16 protein-coding genes are annotated in these 16,539 nt (G+C 63.1%); 2 read left to right on the top strand and 14 right to left on the bottom strand.

Translation table 11 applies throughout. The annotated features are described in order from the left end of the window. Window positions 1–159 precede the first annotated feature (159 nt). From CTR53_RS00545 to CTR53_RS00605, 13 genes are all read right to left on the bottom strand, one after another. Window positions 160–1,119 (bottom strand): VOC family protein, encoded by a 960-nt coding sequence (locus CTR53_RS00545; RefSeq protein ID WP_290808237.1) that lies wholly within the window; start codon window positions 1,117–1,119, stop codon window positions 160–162. 22 nt (window positions 1,120–1,141) lie between these two features. After that, window positions 1,142–1,840, bottom strand: coding sequence for a GntR family transcriptional regulator (locus CTR53_RS00550; RefSeq protein ID WP_290808240.1), 699 nt, complete (start codon window positions 1,838–1,840; stop codon window positions 1,142–1,144). Between the two features lie 381 nt (window positions 1,841–2,221). Next, window positions 2,222–2,947: an NUDIX domain-containing protein gene (locus CTR53_RS00555; RefSeq protein ID WP_290808241.1), complete on the bottom strand. Its 726-nt coding sequence runs from the start codon at window positions 2,945–2,947 to the stop codon at window positions 2,222–2,224. After that, window positions 2,944–4,251 carry an MFS transporter gene (locus CTR53_RS00560; RefSeq protein WP_290808243.1) on the bottom strand — a complete coding sequence of 436 codons (1,308 nt, stop codon included), beginning with the start codon at window positions 4,249–4,251 and terminating at the stop codon, window positions 2,944–2,946. Before CTR53_RS00560 ends, CTR53_RS00555 begins: the two co-directional genes overlap by 4 nt. A gap of 4 nt (window positions 4,252–4,255) precedes the next feature. Beyond that, a complete protein-coding gene (locus CTR53_RS00565) occupies window positions 4,256–5,545 on the bottom strand; it encodes a TRAP transporter large permease subunit (protein ID WP_290808247.1) in 1,290 nt (429 codons plus the stop codon). Then, complete coding sequence (locus CTR53_RS00570; RefSeq protein ID WP_290808250.1) at window positions 5,542–6,087, bottom strand: TRAP transporter small permease subunit; 546 nt, start codon at window positions 6,085–6,087, stop codon at window positions 5,542–5,544. The genes CTR53_RS00565 and CTR53_RS00570 overlap by 4 nt, the downstream gene beginning before the upstream one ends. A gap of 33 nt (window positions 6,088–6,120) precedes the next feature. Further along, window positions 6,121–6,885 (bottom strand): enoyl-CoA hydratase-related protein, encoded by a 765-nt coding sequence (locus CTR53_RS00575; RefSeq protein WP_290808253.1) that lies wholly within the window; start codon window positions 6,883–6,885, stop codon window positions 6,121–6,123. Continuing rightward, window positions 6,882–8,126 carry a CoA transferase gene (locus CTR53_RS00580; protein WP_290808259.1) on the bottom strand — a complete coding sequence of 415 codons (1,245 nt, stop codon included), beginning with the start codon at window positions 8,124–8,126 and terminating at the stop codon, window positions 6,882–6,884. The genes CTR53_RS00575 and CTR53_RS00580 overlap by 4 nt, the downstream gene beginning before the upstream one ends. After that, entirely contained in the window at window positions 8,123–9,394 is a 1,272-nt protein-coding gene (locus CTR53_RS00585; protein WP_290808262.1) for an acetyl-CoA hydrolase/transferase C-terminal domain-containing protein, read from the bottom strand. Before CTR53_RS00585 ends, CTR53_RS00580 begins: the two co-directional genes overlap by 4 nt. Before the next feature lie 4 nt (window positions 9,395–9,398). After that, complete coding sequence (locus CTR53_RS00590) at window positions 9,399–10,271, bottom strand: CoA ester lyase (protein WP_290808265.1); 873 nt, start codon at window positions 10,269–10,271, stop codon at window positions 9,399–9,401. After that, entirely contained in the window at window positions 10,268–11,275 is a 1,008-nt protein-coding gene (locus CTR53_RS00595; RefSeq protein ID WP_290808268.1) for a nitronate monooxygenase, read from the bottom strand. The genes CTR53_RS00590 and CTR53_RS00595 overlap by 4 nt, the downstream gene beginning before the upstream one ends. A gap of 33 nt (window positions 11,276–11,308) precedes the next feature. Further along, entirely contained in the window at window positions 11,309–12,475 is a 1,167-nt protein-coding gene (locus tag CTR53_RS00600) for an acyl-CoA dehydrogenase family protein (protein WP_290808271.1), read from the bottom strand. 144 nt (window positions 12,476–12,619) lie between these two features. Beyond that, window positions 12,620–13,444, bottom strand: a complete 825-nt coding sequence (locus tag CTR53_RS00605; protein ID WP_290808273.1) for an IclR family transcriptional regulator — start codon at window positions 13,442–13,444, stop codon at window positions 12,620–12,622. Window positions 13,445–13,562: 118 nt separating this feature from the next. Here CTR53_RS00605 and dctP point away from each other — a divergent pair, with 118 nt between their 5' ends. Next, window positions 13,563–14,597: a TRAP transporter substrate-binding protein DctP gene (gene dctP, locus CTR53_RS00610; RefSeq protein WP_290808276.1), complete on the top strand. Its 1,035-nt coding sequence runs from the start codon at window positions 13,563–13,565 to the stop codon at window positions 14,595–14,597. Between the two features lie 386 nt (window positions 14,598–14,983). Here the strand turns inward: dctP and CTR53_RS00615 are convergent, their stop codons facing one another. After that, the gene (locus CTR53_RS00615) at window positions 14,984–15,397 is read right to left on the bottom strand and encodes a response regulator (RefSeq protein ID WP_290808279.1); all 414 of its coding nucleotides are present in this window, start codon (window positions 15,395–15,397) and stop codon (window positions 14,984–14,986) included. 287 nt (window positions 15,398–15,684) lie between these two features. Between CTR53_RS00615 and CTR53_RS00620 the strand changes: the two genes are divergently transcribed. Continuing rightward, a partial coding sequence (locus CTR53_RS00620; protein ID WP_290808280.1) for a HAMP domain-containing protein occupies window positions 15,685–16,539 on the top strand: 855 nt, incomplete at its 3' end.

A 16,539-nucleotide genomic window follows, 5' to 3' on the forward strand; every position in this document is an offset into this window, starting at 1 on the left:
CCGCTGTGGACCCATTCGGTCCGCAGCTTGATGGGCTTCAGCGCGGGCTTCGCTTGAGCGAAGGCCTCAGTGGCGACGAAGCCAGTCATAAGCATCGCGGATGCTGCGACGGCGCTAATCAGTTTCTTGAACATAATTCTTCCCCCTGCTGTTAAGTGATTAATGAGAGTTTGTTGTCGGCGCGTAAAACCACACGCCAAATCCATCCGGATCCATGGTCAGGAAGCTGGCCTGACCGTCTCCGTTTTCTTCCTTCTGGATCGGATACCCCTTGCTCCGCAGATACGCTTTTGCGGCGACCAGGGTGTCTGCCTGGCCCAGTTCGATGCCCATATTTGAGAAGGCAGCGTTCTTCGGGTCTTCCACCTTTTGCAGTCGTAGCGTCGCCTCACCGGTCGTCCCGGCCAGGATTGCATGGCGCGCGTCGGAGCCGGGCAGAAGCTCAAGCCCGACAACGTTCAGGTAGAAATCGAGCATCGCCTTGAAATTCGACGTCGCAATCGTGGCGCAGGTGACGCGGCGCGACTTGATGGGTGAACTGGGATGGATATCTGGCTCGAAGCTATCGGGGTAGTGCGGCTTCCCATCAGCACCTTCCAACGCAGGCTGCCATCCGCCTGTCACCGTTTTTCCGACGCTGTCCTTCCAGAAGCTACGCCAGTCGTCGATGACATCGGCATAGAACTCCAGCATGTTGCCATCGGGGTCCGGCATGTAGACGCTATGCGCCAATCCATGGTCGATCGTACGCATGGCCTTCACGCCCAGCTTCTTCAGATTCTCATAGGCCTCGACGAGCTGCTTCTCGTTGTCCATCTCGAAGCCAAGATGGTTCAGGCTGGCCTTGCTGCCGCGCTGCGCCGCCGAAATCAGAACCTTTCCATCCTTGTCGACGCGGTCGGTTGTGGACGCTTCGATAAGCCCCAGGTCGTGATGGGTATTGCCATTGCTCATGAAGGCTGCAGTAATCAACGGCTCTTCGAAGATTTCCACGAACCCGCAAGTCTCGGAGTAGAATTCACGTGCTTTGGCAAGGCTTGATACAAACAGATTGACGTGACCGAGGCGTCGCGGACGCAGCACAGGATTTCTCACAACGAGATGGTCATAGAGTTCCACGGTACTTCTCTCCCTCATTTGGTCACGCCGCCAGCAAGCGCTTTTTCTTCGGCGCCAGGCTGGCTCGATATTCGTAATGCTGCTTCAGGAATTTCAGGACGCGGTCCCGGGTCTCCATGACGTGAGACCGGAAGCTCTGTTCGATTGTGCCAGGGTCTTTCGACAGGAACGCCGTCACGAGTTCTGAATGCTCGTAGGCAGGCAACTCCGGCGTTCCGTAAACGTCGATATACATCCGGATGTAGGGCTGGATGAGCGCGCGGGCGCGGTCGATTTCCAGCAGCAGCCGCTTCCGGCCGCTCAGATTCGAGATGAAATCGTGGAAGGTGTTATGCGCCTTCAACCATTCCTTGGAGTCGGAACGGGCGCCATCCATCGCCAGCCGCAGGCGGTCGATTTCGGCAATCGCTTGCCTGTTCAGGAATTGCGCCGCAGAACGGGCGGTCAGGACTTCCAGGTTGGCGCGAATCTCGAACAGGTCGTCCACGTCCGTGACGGCCAGCTCGGTAACGACGGCGCCGCGGTTAGGCCGGATCGTCACCAGGCCTTCGACTTCAAGGCCGCGTAAGGCTTCACGCACCGGCATGCGGCTGACCTTGAGTTCGTCGGCGATTTCCTGGGGCTTCAGCCAGCTGCCACCTGCGTAATCGCCATCCAGAATCTTCTGCCGGATGAAGGCATGCGCATTCTGCTGGGCTTGGCTATTTGGCTGGCGTGACATGGAGCTCCCTCTCCCGAAAAGCTCTAATTGATCCAATTTACCGAGTCAATTGGATATAATTTTCTGATTCAATGGCTACTATTTTTAAGTTTATGGCGATTAACAGACGTTTTTACGTGTTTTAATCCCTACCGCCATGACACACCTGCCGGTGCGCGCACCACCTCAGGACGCAGCCTTTGGGGAATTTTTGTCACTGCGGACCAGGGATTGGAGCGGTGGTCTGGCCGAGCGCGTGGCCAATGAGCTGGATGCCGCGATCGCGGCAGGCGTCATCGACAATGAATCAGTGACCTATCTCGCTCACGCCGCCCAAAGCGTTTCGAAGCGTTTGTCCGGTCGATCGGGACAAAGTTACGACGGCCCATCAGGGACGCTGCATCAATTCCGCCGAAAGCGGTGTTCCAGCACGGCGGTCTCGCCATAGGCCGCGGCTTCCGGGATCCGGAATATCCGGCCCTCGGGGCTGTCTGCCGGTTCGGGAATCACCGTCACGATCGGCCGGCTGCGTGCTGTTGTCAGCGCGGCTTCCGCCAAATCGAACTGCGCCAGCCAGCGCAGATTCATATAGGTGGCGAACATCAGGTTGAGTTCTGCCGCTTCGGCTGCCGCAACCACGGCGCGGGGCCGCAGCCACGCCGCCGACACCACCTCACACAGATCGGCCGCCGCCACCTGGTTCAACGGCGCCATGGCCAGGAAGAAATGCGTATCGAACCGCTTGGGCAGATGCGGCGGCGTGATCCAGTGCGCAAACGGCACCAGGGCCTGCGTGACCGGGCGACAGCCGCCGGCCTGCAGCAACGCGGCGAAATCCTGGGCGGGTGTGATCTCCGCCGGCATCGGATCGACCATCAGCAGGCCGCATTCTTCATAAGCCTCGCGGATTGCCGCCACGCGCAGCGCCGCATCGGCACCGGCATAGCCCGCGTCCGCCGCATCGACGGTGCCGCCCGGAAACACGAACTTGCCGGCGGCATAGCTGGCCGAACCGGTGCGCTCCACCATCATCACCTCCAGCCCCTCCGTGCCGTCGCGCAGCAGGATCAGCGAAGCGGCGAGGCGCGGCGTGACGGGTGCAGCAGGTGCGCCAGACATGGTTGTCATGGGGATTTCTCCGGGTGCGACGGAACGGCGGGCTGGATCGGAACGGGCGCACGAAACGCCTGCAGCAGCAGGAATGGCAGCGCCGCCATGACGATGCCGGCAGCCGCCACCAGCAATGCAGGGCGGTAACTGCTGCTGATATCGTGCAGATAGCCCGAGCCCCAGGCGCCGATGCCGGCGCCGATATTGCTGCAGGCATAAATCACGCCATAGATTGCCGCCGCCGAGGGGCCGGTGAACAAGCGGTTCGACAGCGTGGCGACAATCGGCCCGCGCGCGCCCTGGGCGATGCCGAAAATGCCGACGAAACACACCAGCAGCCATTCCAGCCGGTGATAACTGAGAAAGAGCAGGCAGAAGATGCCGGCAAAAGTGCAGGTGAAGCTGAGCAGCGCAATCGGACGCAGGCCGTAACGGTGCGACAGCCAGCCGGTGGAAATCACGCCGCCGACCGACAGCATGCCGGCAAGGCCGAAAGCCGTCGCCGCTTTCAACGGCGCATAACCGCTTTCCACCAGGAATGGCACCACCTGCACGATCACCGTATACATGCTGAAGCCGGTGAAGGTGAACGACAGCGCCAGGCCGAGGAATTCCGGCCGTCTGACAGCCTGCCGCAGGCTGATCCCGCCGCCGGCCGGATCGGTGCCGCCGTCCGCTCCCCGCCCGCGCAACGGCGTCGCGCCGGCCAGGCGCTGCCAGGGCAGCAGCATGGTCACCACCAGCAGGATCGCGAGGCCGCATCCCATCGTCGTGTAGGTGCTGCGCCAGCCCTGCCACTCGATCAGCCACTGCGCCAGCGGCACCATCAGCAGCGATCCGGTGCCGAGACCGGAATAAGCCACGCCCATGGCAACCGACATGCGATGACGGTACCAGCGGCCAATCAGCGCCGAGGCCGGCACGATGCCGATCGCCGAGATGCCCATGCTGGCGAGGATCCCGACATAGAGATAAAGCTCGCCGATGGCGCTTGCCTGTGCGGCGAGGAACATCGCGCAACCGATCAGCAGCACGCCCAGCCCATAATTCAGCCGCGCGCCGAACTGGCGCAGGATCAGGCCCGCCAGCGGCGCGCTGAGGCCGGTGGTCAGCATATAGACAGAATAGACGCCCGCGGTCTGCTGTCGGGTCGCGCCGAAATCCTGCTCGACCGGCAGCAGGAACACCATCCAGCTGTCGGCGACGCCGCGGGAAATGAAGATGAAACCGAAAGCGCTGATCAGCGCCAGCAGGGCAAGGCGGTCATTGCCCTGCCCTGCGGCGCTCTGGCCTGCTGGACTTGGCCCGGTTCCATCCATCATCCGACTACTGCAGCACGGTCGAGGGCAGCCAGGTGACCAAAGCCGGGAAGGCCGCCAGCAGCAGGATCACAAACATATGGGCGATCACATGCGGCGTGACGCCGATGAAGATGTCCTTGACCGGGATCTTGGAATAGGCCGACACGACGAAGACATTGAGTCCGACCGGCGGCGTTACCAGACCGACTTCCGCCGTAATGATGATAATGATGCCGAACCAGATCGGATCGAAACCCAACGCCGTGATCACCGGCAGCACCACCGGCACGGTCAGGAACAGAATGGCGATCTGGTCCATGATGCAGCCAAGTGCCAGGTAGATCAGGATGATCAGCAGGAAAATCACCCAGCGCGACACTTCGAGGCCACCGACATAGCTGACCAGGTTCTGCGTGAAGCCGGTCAGGGTGAAGTAGTAGCCGAAGATCTGCGCGCACATCACAATCAGGATGATCATGCAGGTGGTGCGCGAGGCGTTGAACAGCGCCTGCCACATGGTGGCCCAGGTCAGGCGGCGGCGGATGAGCGCGATCATCATCGCGCCGAAGGCACCCAGGCTGGCCGCTTCGGTGGGCGTGGCAATACCCAGATAGATGCAGCCGGTGACCAGCATGATCAGCGCCACCATCGGTCCGACGATGCGCAGCGAGGCCAGCTTTTCGCGCAGCGGATAACTGGACCCGGCCGGCGCATGCGACGGATTGATCGCCGCCAGCGCCAGCACGGTGAGAATGATCACCAGCGTGACCAGCAGGCCGGGAATGACACCGGCAATCAGCAGCTTGCTGATGCTGACCTGTGCGATCAGGCCGTAGAGCACAATGGCAATGGAGGGCGGAATCAGCATTGCGAGCGTGCCGGAGATCGCCACCACGCCGGAGGCAAGGCGGGGATCGTATTTGTGCCGGATCATCGCCGGAATGCTGGTGCCCGACAGCGTGGCGGCCGAAGCCGTGGACGAGCCGGAGATCGCGCCGAAACCGGCACCGGCCAGCGCGGTCGAGATCGCAAGCCCGGCCGGGGTGCGCCCGAGCCACACTTTGGCGCTGTCGAACAGTTCCTCGGCAATGCGGCTGACGATAATGAATTCCGCCATCAGCATAAACATCGGCACGGTGATCAGTTCATAGGACGAGGTGCTGGAGACCGGCGCGGTGTTCAGAACGCCGAGCACCATGTCCAGGCCGCCCTTGAGGTAGAGGCCGACCATGCCCGCGACACCGAGGGCAAACGCCACCGGCATGCCGAAGAGCAGCAGCAGCAGCATGACGATAAGTCCAGCCGCGACGATCATTCCACATGCTCCATGTGAAGGTGGTTGCCACCTTCCTGTTCATAGGCCTGGCCAGAAGACAGGGCGACAAAGCGGCGAATAAGATTGAGCGCAACGCGCAGGATCAGCAGTGCGACCCCCAGCGCGGCAAACAGATATGGCGGCCATGTCGGCCAGGGGATCGCGCCGTCCAGCACATCCCCGGCCAGAAATGCTTCGAGCGCCGTCGTAACCGCCTGGTCCAGGATCAGTGCAAAGAACAGCAGCGAGGCGCAGAGACCGAAGATTTCGGCAACCGCAAAGAACCGCGTCTTGCGCAGTTTTTCAAACAGGTCGACGCGGATATGCCCACCGCGGCGGAAGGTATCGGCCAGCGCGAGGAAGAAGACCAGCGTGACCAGATACATCCCGATCAGGTCGTAGGACCAGCTTAGCGGCGCCGAGAAGAAATACCGCATCACCACGTCGACGACGATCACCAGCATGATGGCGAGCAATCCGGCCCCGGTGATACACACAAACGCCTTTTCGACTGCTTCGGTCAGTCTGTCCAGCTTTGTCATATGCCCTCCGTTCCCCCAGGTTTCCGGTAACGGTTACCGGCTGCGCCATTGCGGCTTGCGTTTTTCCTTGAATGCGCGCGGCCCCTCCTGCGCATCCTCGCTTCGATACACCCGCTCGAACAGATGATAGCCGGCACGCAGCGCGGCCGACCGCCCCATCTCGGTCGACAGGTATACCAGTTCGCGGGCGGCACGCACGGTCAGCGGCGCATTGGCGGCGATCTTTTCAGCCATCGCCATGGCCGCCGGCAGCAGTTCGGCAGCCGGTACGACGCGGTTGACGAAACCGATCTCATAAGCGCGCCGCGCATCGATCGGATCGCCGGTCAGCAGCAGCTCCATCATGATGCGCTGCGGGATGATATGGCCGAGCGGCGCCGCCCAGGGCATGCCGCGCCCGACCTTGCCCTCGGTGATCGCGAAAGTCGCATGTTCGGCGGCAACGCAGAGATCGCACATCTGCGTCAGCAGCCAGCCGCCGGCATAGGCAACGCCGTTGACCGCGGCGATCACCGGCTTGGTGACATGCAGATTGTCGCCCAGGATCGGCAGGAAATCGCGCGGCGGCACGCCCAGCATGGTGTCGGCCGCCTCCTTCAGGTCCATGCCGGCACAGAAAGCCTTGTCGCCGCTGCCGGTCAGGATCGCCACCTGCGCCGCCTCGTCGGCTTCGAAGCGTTCGAAGGCCGCACGCAGCCCCGACCGCACGCCGCTGCTGATCGCATTGCGCTGCTCGGGCCGGTTGATCGTGATCACGACAACCGCGCCGCGGCTGTCGTAAAGGATATCCTCGCTCATCCCTGCACCTTTTCGTCGTCGCGCCAGCGCCGGATGGCACCGCCGGCTTCGAGTTCATCCAGTTCGACCGCGTCCAGTCCCAGTTCGCGCAGCACGTCCTCGGTATGCTCGCCCAGCATCGGGGCCGCCTGGCTGAAACCTGCCGGCGTGGCCGAGAAACGCACCGGATGGCCTGGCATGCGCAGCCTGCCGTCGCGCGGATCGTCCAGCGTCTTGAAGAAATCGACATCGGCGAGATGCGGATCGGTATAGAGATCGGCAGTTTTGTTCAGCCTGGCGCAGGGAATTTCTGCCTTGTCGAGCAGGTCGAGCCATTCCGCCGAGCTACGCTGCTCCAGGATCTGCGCCACGATGGTGCAGAAATCGGCCATGTTGGCGCTGCGGTCGGCCTGGCTGCGGAAACGTTCGTCGGCGGCGAGATCCGGACGCTGGGCCAGTTCGGTGAAGCGGCGCCACTGCTTGTCGTTATAGACCAACACCGAGACATAGCCGTCCTGCGTTTTATACGGACGGCGGAACGGCGTGACCGCGCGCGTATAGACCGGCGGCCCCATCGGCGGATCGTAGATCGCGCCGGCGATATGCTCGATCAGCAGGAAGGAGGCCATGATCTCGAACATCGGCACTTCGATTTCCTGGCCGCCGCCGCCGCGCTGGCGATGGAACAGCGCGGCCATGATGGCATAGGCGCCGCTCAGCGCCGACACCTTGTCGCCCACCACGGTGGTGACATATTGCGGCTCGGGATTGATCTCGGCCTGCAGCATCGCCAGGCCGCTGGCCGCCTGGATGGTGTCGTCATAGGCCGGGCGGCCGGAATAGCGCCCGTCGCGGCCGTAGCCGTAGAGGCTGGCATAGATGACACCGGGATTGATTGCCGCGACCGCGGCGTAATCGAGGCCGAGCTTTTCGATTGCCGGCTTGCGCATCGAATGCATCACGATATCGGCCTTGGCTGCGAGCCTGAGACAGAGATCGCGGCCTTTCTCCGTCCGCAGGTCAAGCACGATGCCGCGCTTGCCGCGATTGAGATTGACGAACATGCCCGAGCGGCCCTTGGTGCGGGCCGGCCCGACATAACGCGAGGTATCGCCGTCCGGGCTTTCCACCTTGATCACGTCGGCGCCCAGATCGGCCATGATCTGCGTGCAGTATGGCCCCATCAGCACCGAGGTGAGATCGAGGATACGGATGCCGGCGAGCGGACCCTTGGCGGATTTGTCTGATGCTGGTTGACTCATGCCACTGCCTTTCGCGCCGCATGCAGGGCGCGATCGAGAGATTCACGGTGATCGGGATGGGCAATGGCGATCATCGCCTTGGCCCGTTGGCTCAGCGGCTTGCCGCGCAGATCGGCGGCGCCGTATTCGGTGACGATCACATCGGCGTCGCTGCGCGCCGTGGTGACCGGGCCGGACAGGCTGGCGACGATGCGCGTGACCCTGCCGTTCTGCGCCGTGCTGGGCAGGGCGATCATCGAACGGCCGCCGGCCGAGGCCGTGGCAGCGCGGACGTAATCAACCTGGCCGCCAACCGCACCGAGATATTGGCCGCCGACGCTTTCGGCATTCACCTGGCCGCTGAGATCGACCTCGATGGCGGAATTCAGCGAGATGAAGCGCGACAGCCGCGACAGCGTGGCGATGCTGTGGGTATGCGACAGCGGATGCATGCGCACGCCCTTGTTGCGATGGCAGAAATCATACAGCCGCCGGGTGCCGATCAGGGCGCCGGAGACCATCACGCCGGGATCGATTTCCTTGTAGGCATTGGTCACCGCGCCGCAGTCCACCAGATCGGCGGCACTGTCGCCCAGCATGCCGGAATGGATGCTGAGATCGCGGTGGCTGCGCAGGTTGGCCATCACGGCTTCCGGCACGGCGCCAATACCGACCTGCAGCGTGGCACGCTCCGGGATGAAGGCCTGCGCGTATCTGGCAATCGTCCGGTCGAGATCGGTGATCGCGGCCGGGGCCAGTTCGATCAGCGGCCGGTCGGTATGGACGGCGATATCGATATCTGCATCGGTCAGCGGTTCGGCACAGGGCACCTGCGGCACCTGGGCATTGACCTCGGCCACCACCACGCGGGCGCGGCGCACGGCGGCGCGGATGTAATCGCTGATCAGGCCGAGGCTGTAATGACCGTTTTCATCGGCCGGCGCCACCTGCACGAAAGCGACATCGCAGGGGATCACGCCGTCCGCCACATAGCCTTCCATTTTGGAAACATGGCAGGGCAGCACATCCAGCACGCCGGCTTTGGTCAGGCGGCGAAGGGTACCCGCTGCGCCGATGCCGGTGAAGCGGATATGGTCGGCATGCTCGGGCTGCAGCGTGTTCGAAAAGCCCGACCCCAGGAACACGGTCACGCCGCCGAGATCGGCGCGCTGTGCGAGCAGTGTCTCGGCGAGCGTCGTCGGCTCGCCACAGGCCTGGCCCCACAGGATGGTATCGCCGGGCCGGATGAGACTGCGCAGGTCGAGCGCCTTGGCATCGATCACCTGCATGGCTTCAGCCTCTTGCTTCCAGCTGCTGCGCCATCGCCACCACGGCCTCGGCACGCTTGAGCAGCGGGCCGTCGATCATATGACCTTTGAAGTCGATGGTGCCGATGCCGCGCCGCGTGGCGTCTTCATAGACCGAGATCAGTTCGCGGGCATGTGCGACTTCCTCGGCCGTCGGCGCGTAGACCTCGTTGCTGAGTTCAACCTGGCGCGGCACGACGCAGATCTTGCCCTGATAGCCCATATCGCGGCCCTTTTCGGCGTCGCGGCGGAACTGGTCGTCGTCACGGATTTCCACCACGGCCTGATCAAGGGCGATGATGCGCGCTGCCCTGGCAGCCAGCACCACCTGCGAGCGGGCGAACAGCACTTCCTCGCTGCCTTTGGTGCGACGGCCGCCGATATCGGCGGCGAAATCCTCGGCGCCGAAGAAGGCCGAGGTGATGCGCGGATGCGCCGCGCAGAGCGATACGGCATCGATCACGCCACGCATCGATTCGATGCCGGCCATGATCTTGATACGCCGGCGGCCCGGCTGGTCGTTTTCGGCACGGGTGATGGCATGATCGACCGGGAACAGCTGATCGCGCGTTTCCAGCTTCGGGATGATCAGCCCGTCGATATCGCACAGCACCGAGGCTTCGATGTCGCGGATGTAATGCTGCGAGGCCGCCTCGTTGACGCGGATATAGATTTTGCCGCGCAGCTTTTCCTTGCGCAGCATGGTGACGGCCTCGTTCAGCCGGTCGCGCGCCGAAGCCTTGTCGCCTTCCGGCGTGCCGTCTTCCAGGTCGATGGCATAGCAATCCGCTTTGAAACGCGGGAATTTCGCCAGCAGGTCATGCCGGTTGGCCGGCGCGAAGAACAGACTGCGGATCATGTCGAGGCCTCCAGGGAAAAGGACTTGCGATAGGCGGCGCAGGCTTCATCGAAGATGTCGCGCACGATCTGCCCGGCCGGTTTCACGGCATGGATCAGGCCGACGCTCTGGCCCGCCGGCAGCACGCCATTGTCGATATCGCCCTCGATACGGCCGAGGATGGTGGCCGGGCCGCCGATTTCCTGCAGCTGGCGCGGATAGGGCAGGATCTTGTCCTGGTTATGCTCCCAGTAATTGGTGAAGGCGTTGCGCAGCATGCGCACGGTCTTGCCGCTATGGGCGCGGCTGATCACCGTGCCCTCCTCGTCGCGCGTCACCAGCTCGTTCTTGTAATTGTCATGCGCGCGCGCCTCGTCGGAGGCGATAAAGCGCGTGCCCATCCAGGCGCCGACCGCGCCCAGCGCCAGCGCTGCCAGCAGGCCGCGGCCATCGGCCAGGCCGCCGCCGGCGATCACCGGAATCTTCACCGCCTGCGCCACTGCCGGCACCAGCGCAGCCGTGCCGACGCGGCCGACATGGCCGCCGCCGTCACCACCTGAGGCGATCAGCATGTCGACACCCTGCGATTCCAGCATGCGCGCCTGCCGCACATTGCCGACCACGCTCATCACGGTGATGCCCAGCGCATGCGCATCGTCGACCACGGCGAGCGGATTGCCCAGCCCCGAGATCAGCACCGGCACGCGTTCTTCAAGGCTGACGGCGATCTGGTCCTGCACCTGGCGGGTATATTTCAGCGAGGCATCGTCATCGCCCGAGACTTTGGCGAACAGGATATCGACGCCGAAGGGCTTGTCGGTGGTGTCGCGGATGACGCGGATTTCGCGGCGCAGGTCATCGGCGGTGAGATAGCCGGCGCCGATCACGCCGAGGCCGCCGGCAGCCGAAACCGCGGCAGCAAGACGGCCATAGGCGACCTGCCCCATGCCGGCCTGCATGATCGGATACTCGATGCCAAGACGCTTGCACAGCACGCTATTCCTGAGAACGGATTCAATGGTCACGGATATTCTCCCCAACGACGCCGATGCGACTGATCAATAGGATTTCGGCAGGCCGAGCACTTTTTCAGCGATGAAGCACAGGATCATTTCGCGGCTGACCGGCGCGATGCGGGGAATCATCACTTCGCGCATATAGCGTTCGACGTGGAATTCCTTGGAATAGCCGTAGCCGCCATGCGTCATGACCGACTGCGTGCAGGCCTTGAAGCCGGCTTCGGCCGCCAGGTATTTCGCCGCATTGGCCTCGGCGCCGCAGGGCTGGTTCGAATCGTAGAGTTCGGCGGCGCGCAGCATCATCAGATTGGCGGCTTCCAGTTCCATCCAGTTCTCCGCCAGCGGATGCTGGATCGCCTGGTTCTTGCCGATCGGCCGGCCGAAGACGACGCGCTCGTTGGCGTAGCGCGTGGCGCGCTGCAGCGCGACGCGGCCGAGCCCGATGGCTTCCGCCGCGAGCAGGATGCGCTCCGGATTCAGCCCCATCAGGATATATTCGAAGCCGCGGCCTTCCTCGCCAATGCGGTCGGCTACCGGGATTTCGAGGTTATCGATGAAGAACTGGTTCGAATCGATGCATTTGCGGCCCATCTTCTCGATCTCGCGCGCTTCGCAGCGGCTGCGGTCGAGATTGGTATAAAACAGCGTGATACCGTCGGTCGGGCGCTTGCACTGCTCGCGCGGTGTCGTGCGGGCGAGCAGGAACAGCTTGCTGGCGCGCTGCGCCAGCGTGGTCCAGACCTTGCGGCCGTTCACGATATAGCGGTCGCCCTGCAGCACCGCCTTGGTCTTGATGTTGGTGGTGTCGAGACCGGCATCGGGTTCGGTGACACCGAAAGACGCCATTACCTCGCCGCTGATGATCGGCGGCAGCATGCGTTGCTTCTGCTCGTCCGAGCCGAATTTCACGATCACCTTCGGGGCGAAGACATTCAGGTGGATCGCCGAGGCACCGCTCATGCCGGCGCCGGATTCAGCGATCGCCTGCATCATCACTGCGCCTTCGGTGATGCCCAGGCCAGCGCCGCCATATTCGGTCGGCATGGTCAGGCCGAGCCAGCCGCCATCGACCAGTGCCTGCTTGAAGGCTTCGGGGAATTCGCCGTCGCGGTCGCGCGCCAGCCAGTAATCGTCGCCGAATTCACTGCAGACGCGCAGGACGGCATCGCGAATGGTCTGCTGGTCAGCGGTCAGGCTGCCGGGCATAGCGTTTCTCCCTCATGATGTTCCTATATTGGAACTTAATACTTATATCGGAACAACGTAGAGAAGCGTCAGCAGACCTGTCAAGGCGAATACGCCGTCGGGCGAAAAAACGACAGGCTGCGCAACGGCCCGGGGGCCGCCGGTTCAGCGCTGGCCGGGATATACGCCGGTAAAGCCGAGCAGACGGGAGCCGCGCTCGCCGAAGGCATGCACCAGACCGGCCAGGCGGTCATGCCGCGCCCTTAGCCGGGCGATGGGTGCGGCGATGGCAAAGACCGCCACGACGACGCCATTGCGGTCGTAGACCGGCGAGGAGACGCCTCCGGCGCCTTCGACGATTTCTTCATAGGACGCACTGATGCCGGTGGCGCGGATCGCTGCCAGACTGCCGCGCACCTCTTCGGGATGCAGGCGCCGCCCGCCATTGGGCAGCACCAGGTCGGTCTGCCGGAGATAGGCATCGATATGTTCGGCCGGCTGGAAGGCCAGCAAGGTCTTGCCGAAAGCCGAGCAAAACAGCGGCCTTCTGGTGCCGATCAGCGAGCTGAAGCGGATTGCGCCGCGGCTTTCGATGATGTCGACATAGACGCCGTGGCGGCGGTCGTCGCCCATCACCCCGAGCAGGGTGGTGTCCTCAGCCTGCTCCATCATCTCGGCCAGCAGCGGATGCAGTTTTGCCGAAATCGAAGAATCCGCACCCAGCCGCGGACCGATCAGCGCCGCCAGCCGTAATGCATTTGCGCCCAACTGGTAATGCCCATTGACCTGGGTGACATAAGCGCCGGCCTCAAGCGAGCGTAACAGGTTGAGAAGGCTGGTTTTCGGCGTCTGCAGCTTTTCACTCAGGCGGGTCAGGGTCAGGCCGTCTCTGCTGGCGGCCAGTTCTTCCAGCGCCTGCATCACGCGCAGCGGCGAGCGCGGCCCCTCGGGACGCGTCTCTCCCTCATAATTGCCGGTTGTGCTGTTCATATTTTCGAATATAATTCCAATATCGGAACGTAGATACCACTTTCTGCGACGACGCCGAATATGCCGCGAGGCAAAGGCAAAATACAACCGGCTGGATAAGCCGATAAACGGAGGAAACATGCATAAAATCGTATCCATGCTGATTGCAGCAACCGGCACCGCGCTGCTGGGCGGTACTGCCCTGGCGCAGAGTGCCAAGACGATCAATCTGCGGGTCGCCGATTCCTTCCCTGCCGGCCATTTCATTCCTGCCACCGCCACCATCCCCTGGATGGAGGAAGTGACCAAGCAGACCAACGGACGGGTCAAATTCGAATATTTCCCGGCGCAGCAGCTCGGCAAGGCGCCGGACCTGCTCAACCTGACCCAGACCGGCGTGGCCGACATCGGCTATGTCGGGATGTCGTATGTCTCCGACAAAATGCCGCTCTCCAGCGTCGCACAGCTGCCGGGCGCCTTCACCTCGGCCTGCGAAGGCACGCATGCCTACTGGAAGATCGCCAAGGGCGAGACGATGACCAAGCACGAATTCGGCGCCAACAAGGTGCGCCCGCTGTTCGTCATCGTGCTGGAACCCTATCAGTTCTACACCACCAACAAGCAGGTGCGCACACCAGAGGACGTCAAGGGCCTGAAACTGCGCAGCACCGGCGGCGCGATGGACATCTTCGCCCGCAAGATCGGTGCGATTCCGGTGCGCATGGCGGCACCGGAAGCACGTGAATCGCTGTCGCGCGGCACGCTCGACGGCCTGATCTTCCCGAATGAAAGCGTGATGTCCTACGACCTGCAGAGCTTCACCAAGTTCGGCACCAAGGGCGGCAATTTCGGCAGCTTCGTCGCAGCCTATGTGGTCAGCGACGCGGTCTGGAAGAAGATGCCGAAGGATGTGCAGAAGGTCATGACCGAAGTCGGCGAGACCATCACCGAGAAGATGTGCCAGGTGATCGACACCAATATCGGCAAGGTGCAGGACAAGCTGGCTGCCGCCGGCGTGAAATACCACACGCTGACGCCGGAAGAGCGCAAGCCCTTCGATGCCATCTCGAGCGAAGTGGCAGCCGAATGGGCTGACGGCCTCGACAAGCGCGGCAAGCCCGGCAGCCAGATCCTGAAGGAGTTCCGCGCCGCCCTCTCCGCCGCCAAGCATTAAGCAGTCGCCGTCACGACAAAGCCCCGGCAGCGATGCCGGGGCTTTTTTCTTGCGCAGGATAATTCGAAGCGCATTGCTGCCGGAGCATGCCGCGCGGATCGCTACCTGAGCGGTTCGCCCATCTGCGGTTTTCCGGCATTTTCCGGCTGGCCCACTCCAGCTGCGCCAAGCCGTCGCGGCGCCAAGAGTGCCTCAAATCCCCTTGTAGATCGGAGATATCAAGAGCGCCCGGTCGGCCGGGAACTCTTTCGGTAAAGCTTCGTTCTTCCTTCAAGCATGAATGTTTGGGGGACTGCTCGGATGTCACATCCGACCGGGGGCGGGCAAACCGGCAATTGCGACATGACATGGGAGACCGGGCGGCGGGACCGCACCGGCCGCGATGGTTATGCCGGATGTGTCGCCAGCCGCTCGGTCTCGCCGGCCGGCGGCATCATTCCCACCCTCGCAATCGCCGCCGTCAGTTCTTCGGTGAAATACGGCTTGGCCACCACCCGCACGGCGGGGTCGGCACTGAAGGCCTTGACCAGTTCGGCATCGCCATACCCGGTCGCCAGCACGATACCCAGCTGCGGCGACAGGGCGCGAAATTCCGCGACCAGGCTGTCGCCCTTCATATCGGGCAGGCCGATATCGATGACGGCGCAGAAAATCTCGGCATGCCGCGCCCGGAAAATCTCCAAGGCACGCTTTCCGGTCCCGGCCTCGTCGACCGCATACCCGGCATCCTCGAGCCCCGGCACCATCGCCATGCGAAGCAGCATTTCATCATCGACGAACAGGATGCGCTTGAGCGTCATGGCACATGCTTCGGTTCTGCGGCCCCGGAACGGGATCGCGCGCGAACGCGATCATCAGCCAATTAGTGGCAGGCAGCAATGCATTTCTCCGCGGCCGGACATTTCGCCTGCAAGCAGTGCGTTCACAGCATGGCCCAGAGTGTCGATTGCCAGTTGCGTCATGCAACGCGCGGTAAATCGGCCTTGCATAGGGGCCGCAGCCTCTGTGACTGTGTGCCACGCCTTCGACAACTCGGCTCTTTTGCCTGGGCAAATTCATCGCGCCCAGCTCACCTGGATGACCTGACATGTCGCAAACCGCAACCCTTCCAGATCCGCAATCCCGCAACCTTCTCGCCGCCCTGCGCGCCTTCCGGCGCGGCGATTTCTCGGTCCGGTTGGCCGACGACCTGACCGGCATCGATGGCGAGATCGCCACCGCCTTCAATGATGTCGTGCATATGAATGCCATGATGGCGAGCGAGTTCGAACGGCTCGGCGTCGCGGTCGGCAAGGACGGCAAGATCGGACAGCGCGGCGACCTGCCCGGTGCCACCGGCGGCTGGCATTCCTGCGTCGCCTCGGTCAATTCGCTGATCGGCGATCTGGTGCAGCCGACCATCGAGGTCTCGCGCGTGATCGGCAGCGTGGCACGCGGCGACCTGTCGCAGACCATGCAGCTGGAGATCGACGGCCGGCCGTTGCGCGGCGAATTCCTGCGCATCGGCAAGACAGTGAATACGATGGTGGGTCAGCTCGGCTCATTCGCCTCGGAAGTGACCCGCGTCGCGCGCGAGGTCGGTACCGAAGGCAATCTCGGCGGTCAGGCCCGCGTGCGCGGCGTGGCCGGCACCTGGAAAGACCTCACCGACAACGTCAACCTGATGGCTGCGAATCTGACCGGCCAGGTGCGTAACATCGCCGAAGTGACCACCGCGGTGGCGAAAGGCGACCTGTCGAAGAAGATCACGGTGGACGTGAAGGGCGAAATCCTTCAGCTCAAGAACACCATCAACACCATGGTGGACCAGCTCGGCTCCTTCGCCTCCGAAGTGACCCGCGTGGCGCGCGAAGTCGGCACCGAAGGCAAGCTGGGTGGCCAGGCCCGCGTGGAAGGCGTCGCCGGCACCTGGAAGGACCTCACCGACAACGTCAACGCCATG

This window comes from Ferrovibrio sp. (genome assembly GCF_002796975.1).
Lineage (GTDB): Bacteria > Pseudomonadota > Alphaproteobacteria > Ferrovibrionales > Ferrovibrionaceae > Ferrovibrio.

What these genes read in the sequence shown, in the direction of transcription:
- CTR53_RS00570 (WP_290808250.1), bottom strand. Translation starts at nt 6,087, where the DNA reads ATGACAAAGCTGGACAGACTGACCGAAGCAGTCGAAAAGGCGTTTGTG.
- CTR53_RS00600 (WP_290808271.1), bottom strand. Translation starts at nt 12,475, where the DNA reads ATGCCCGGCAGCCTGACCGCTGACCAGCAGACCATTCGCGATGCCGTC.
- CTR53_RS00575 (WP_290808253.1), bottom strand. Translation starts at nt 6,885, where the DNA reads ATGAGCGAGGATATCCTTTACGACAGCCGCGGCGCGGTTGTCGTGATC.
- dctP (WP_290808276.1), top strand. Translation starts at nt 13,563, where the DNA reads ATGCATAAAATCGTATCCATGCTGATTGCAGCAACCGGCACCGCGCTG.
- CTR53_RS00580 (WP_290808259.1), bottom strand. Translation starts at nt 8,126, where the DNA reads ATGAGTCAACCAGCATCAGACAAATCCGCCAAGGGTCCGCTCGCCGGC.
- CTR53_RS00555 (WP_290808241.1), bottom strand. Translation starts at nt 2,947, where the DNA reads ATGACAACCATGTCTGGCGCACCTGCTGCACCCGTCACGCCGCGCCTC.
- CTR53_RS00560 (WP_290808243.1), bottom strand. Translation starts at nt 4,251, where the DNA reads ATGATGGATGGAACCGGGCCAAGTCCAGCAGGCCAGAGCGCCGCAGGG.
- CTR53_RS00605 (WP_290808273.1), bottom strand. Translation starts at nt 13,444, where the DNA reads ATGAACAGCACAACCGGCAATTATGAGGGAGAGACGCGTCCCGAGGGG.
- CTR53_RS00550 (WP_290808240.1), bottom strand. Translation starts at nt 1,840, where the DNA reads ATGTCACGCCAGCCAAATAGCCAAGCCCAGCAGAATGCGCATGCCTTC.
- CTR53_RS00565 (WP_290808247.1), bottom strand. Translation starts at nt 5,545, where the DNA reads ATGATCGTCGCGGCTGGACTTATCGTCATGCTGCTGCTGCTGCTCTTC.
- CTR53_RS00585 (WP_290808262.1), bottom strand. Translation starts at nt 9,394, where the DNA reads ATGCAGGTGATCGATGCCAAGGCGCTCGACCTGCGCAGTCTCATCCGG.
- CTR53_RS00590 (WP_290808265.1), bottom strand. Translation starts at nt 10,271, where the DNA reads ATGATCCGCAGTCTGTTCTTCGCGCCGGCCAACCGGCATGACCTGCTG.
- CTR53_RS00615 (WP_290808279.1), bottom strand. Translation starts at nt 15,397, where the DNA reads ATGACGCTCAAGCGCATCCTGTTCGTCGATGATGAAATGCTGCTTCGC.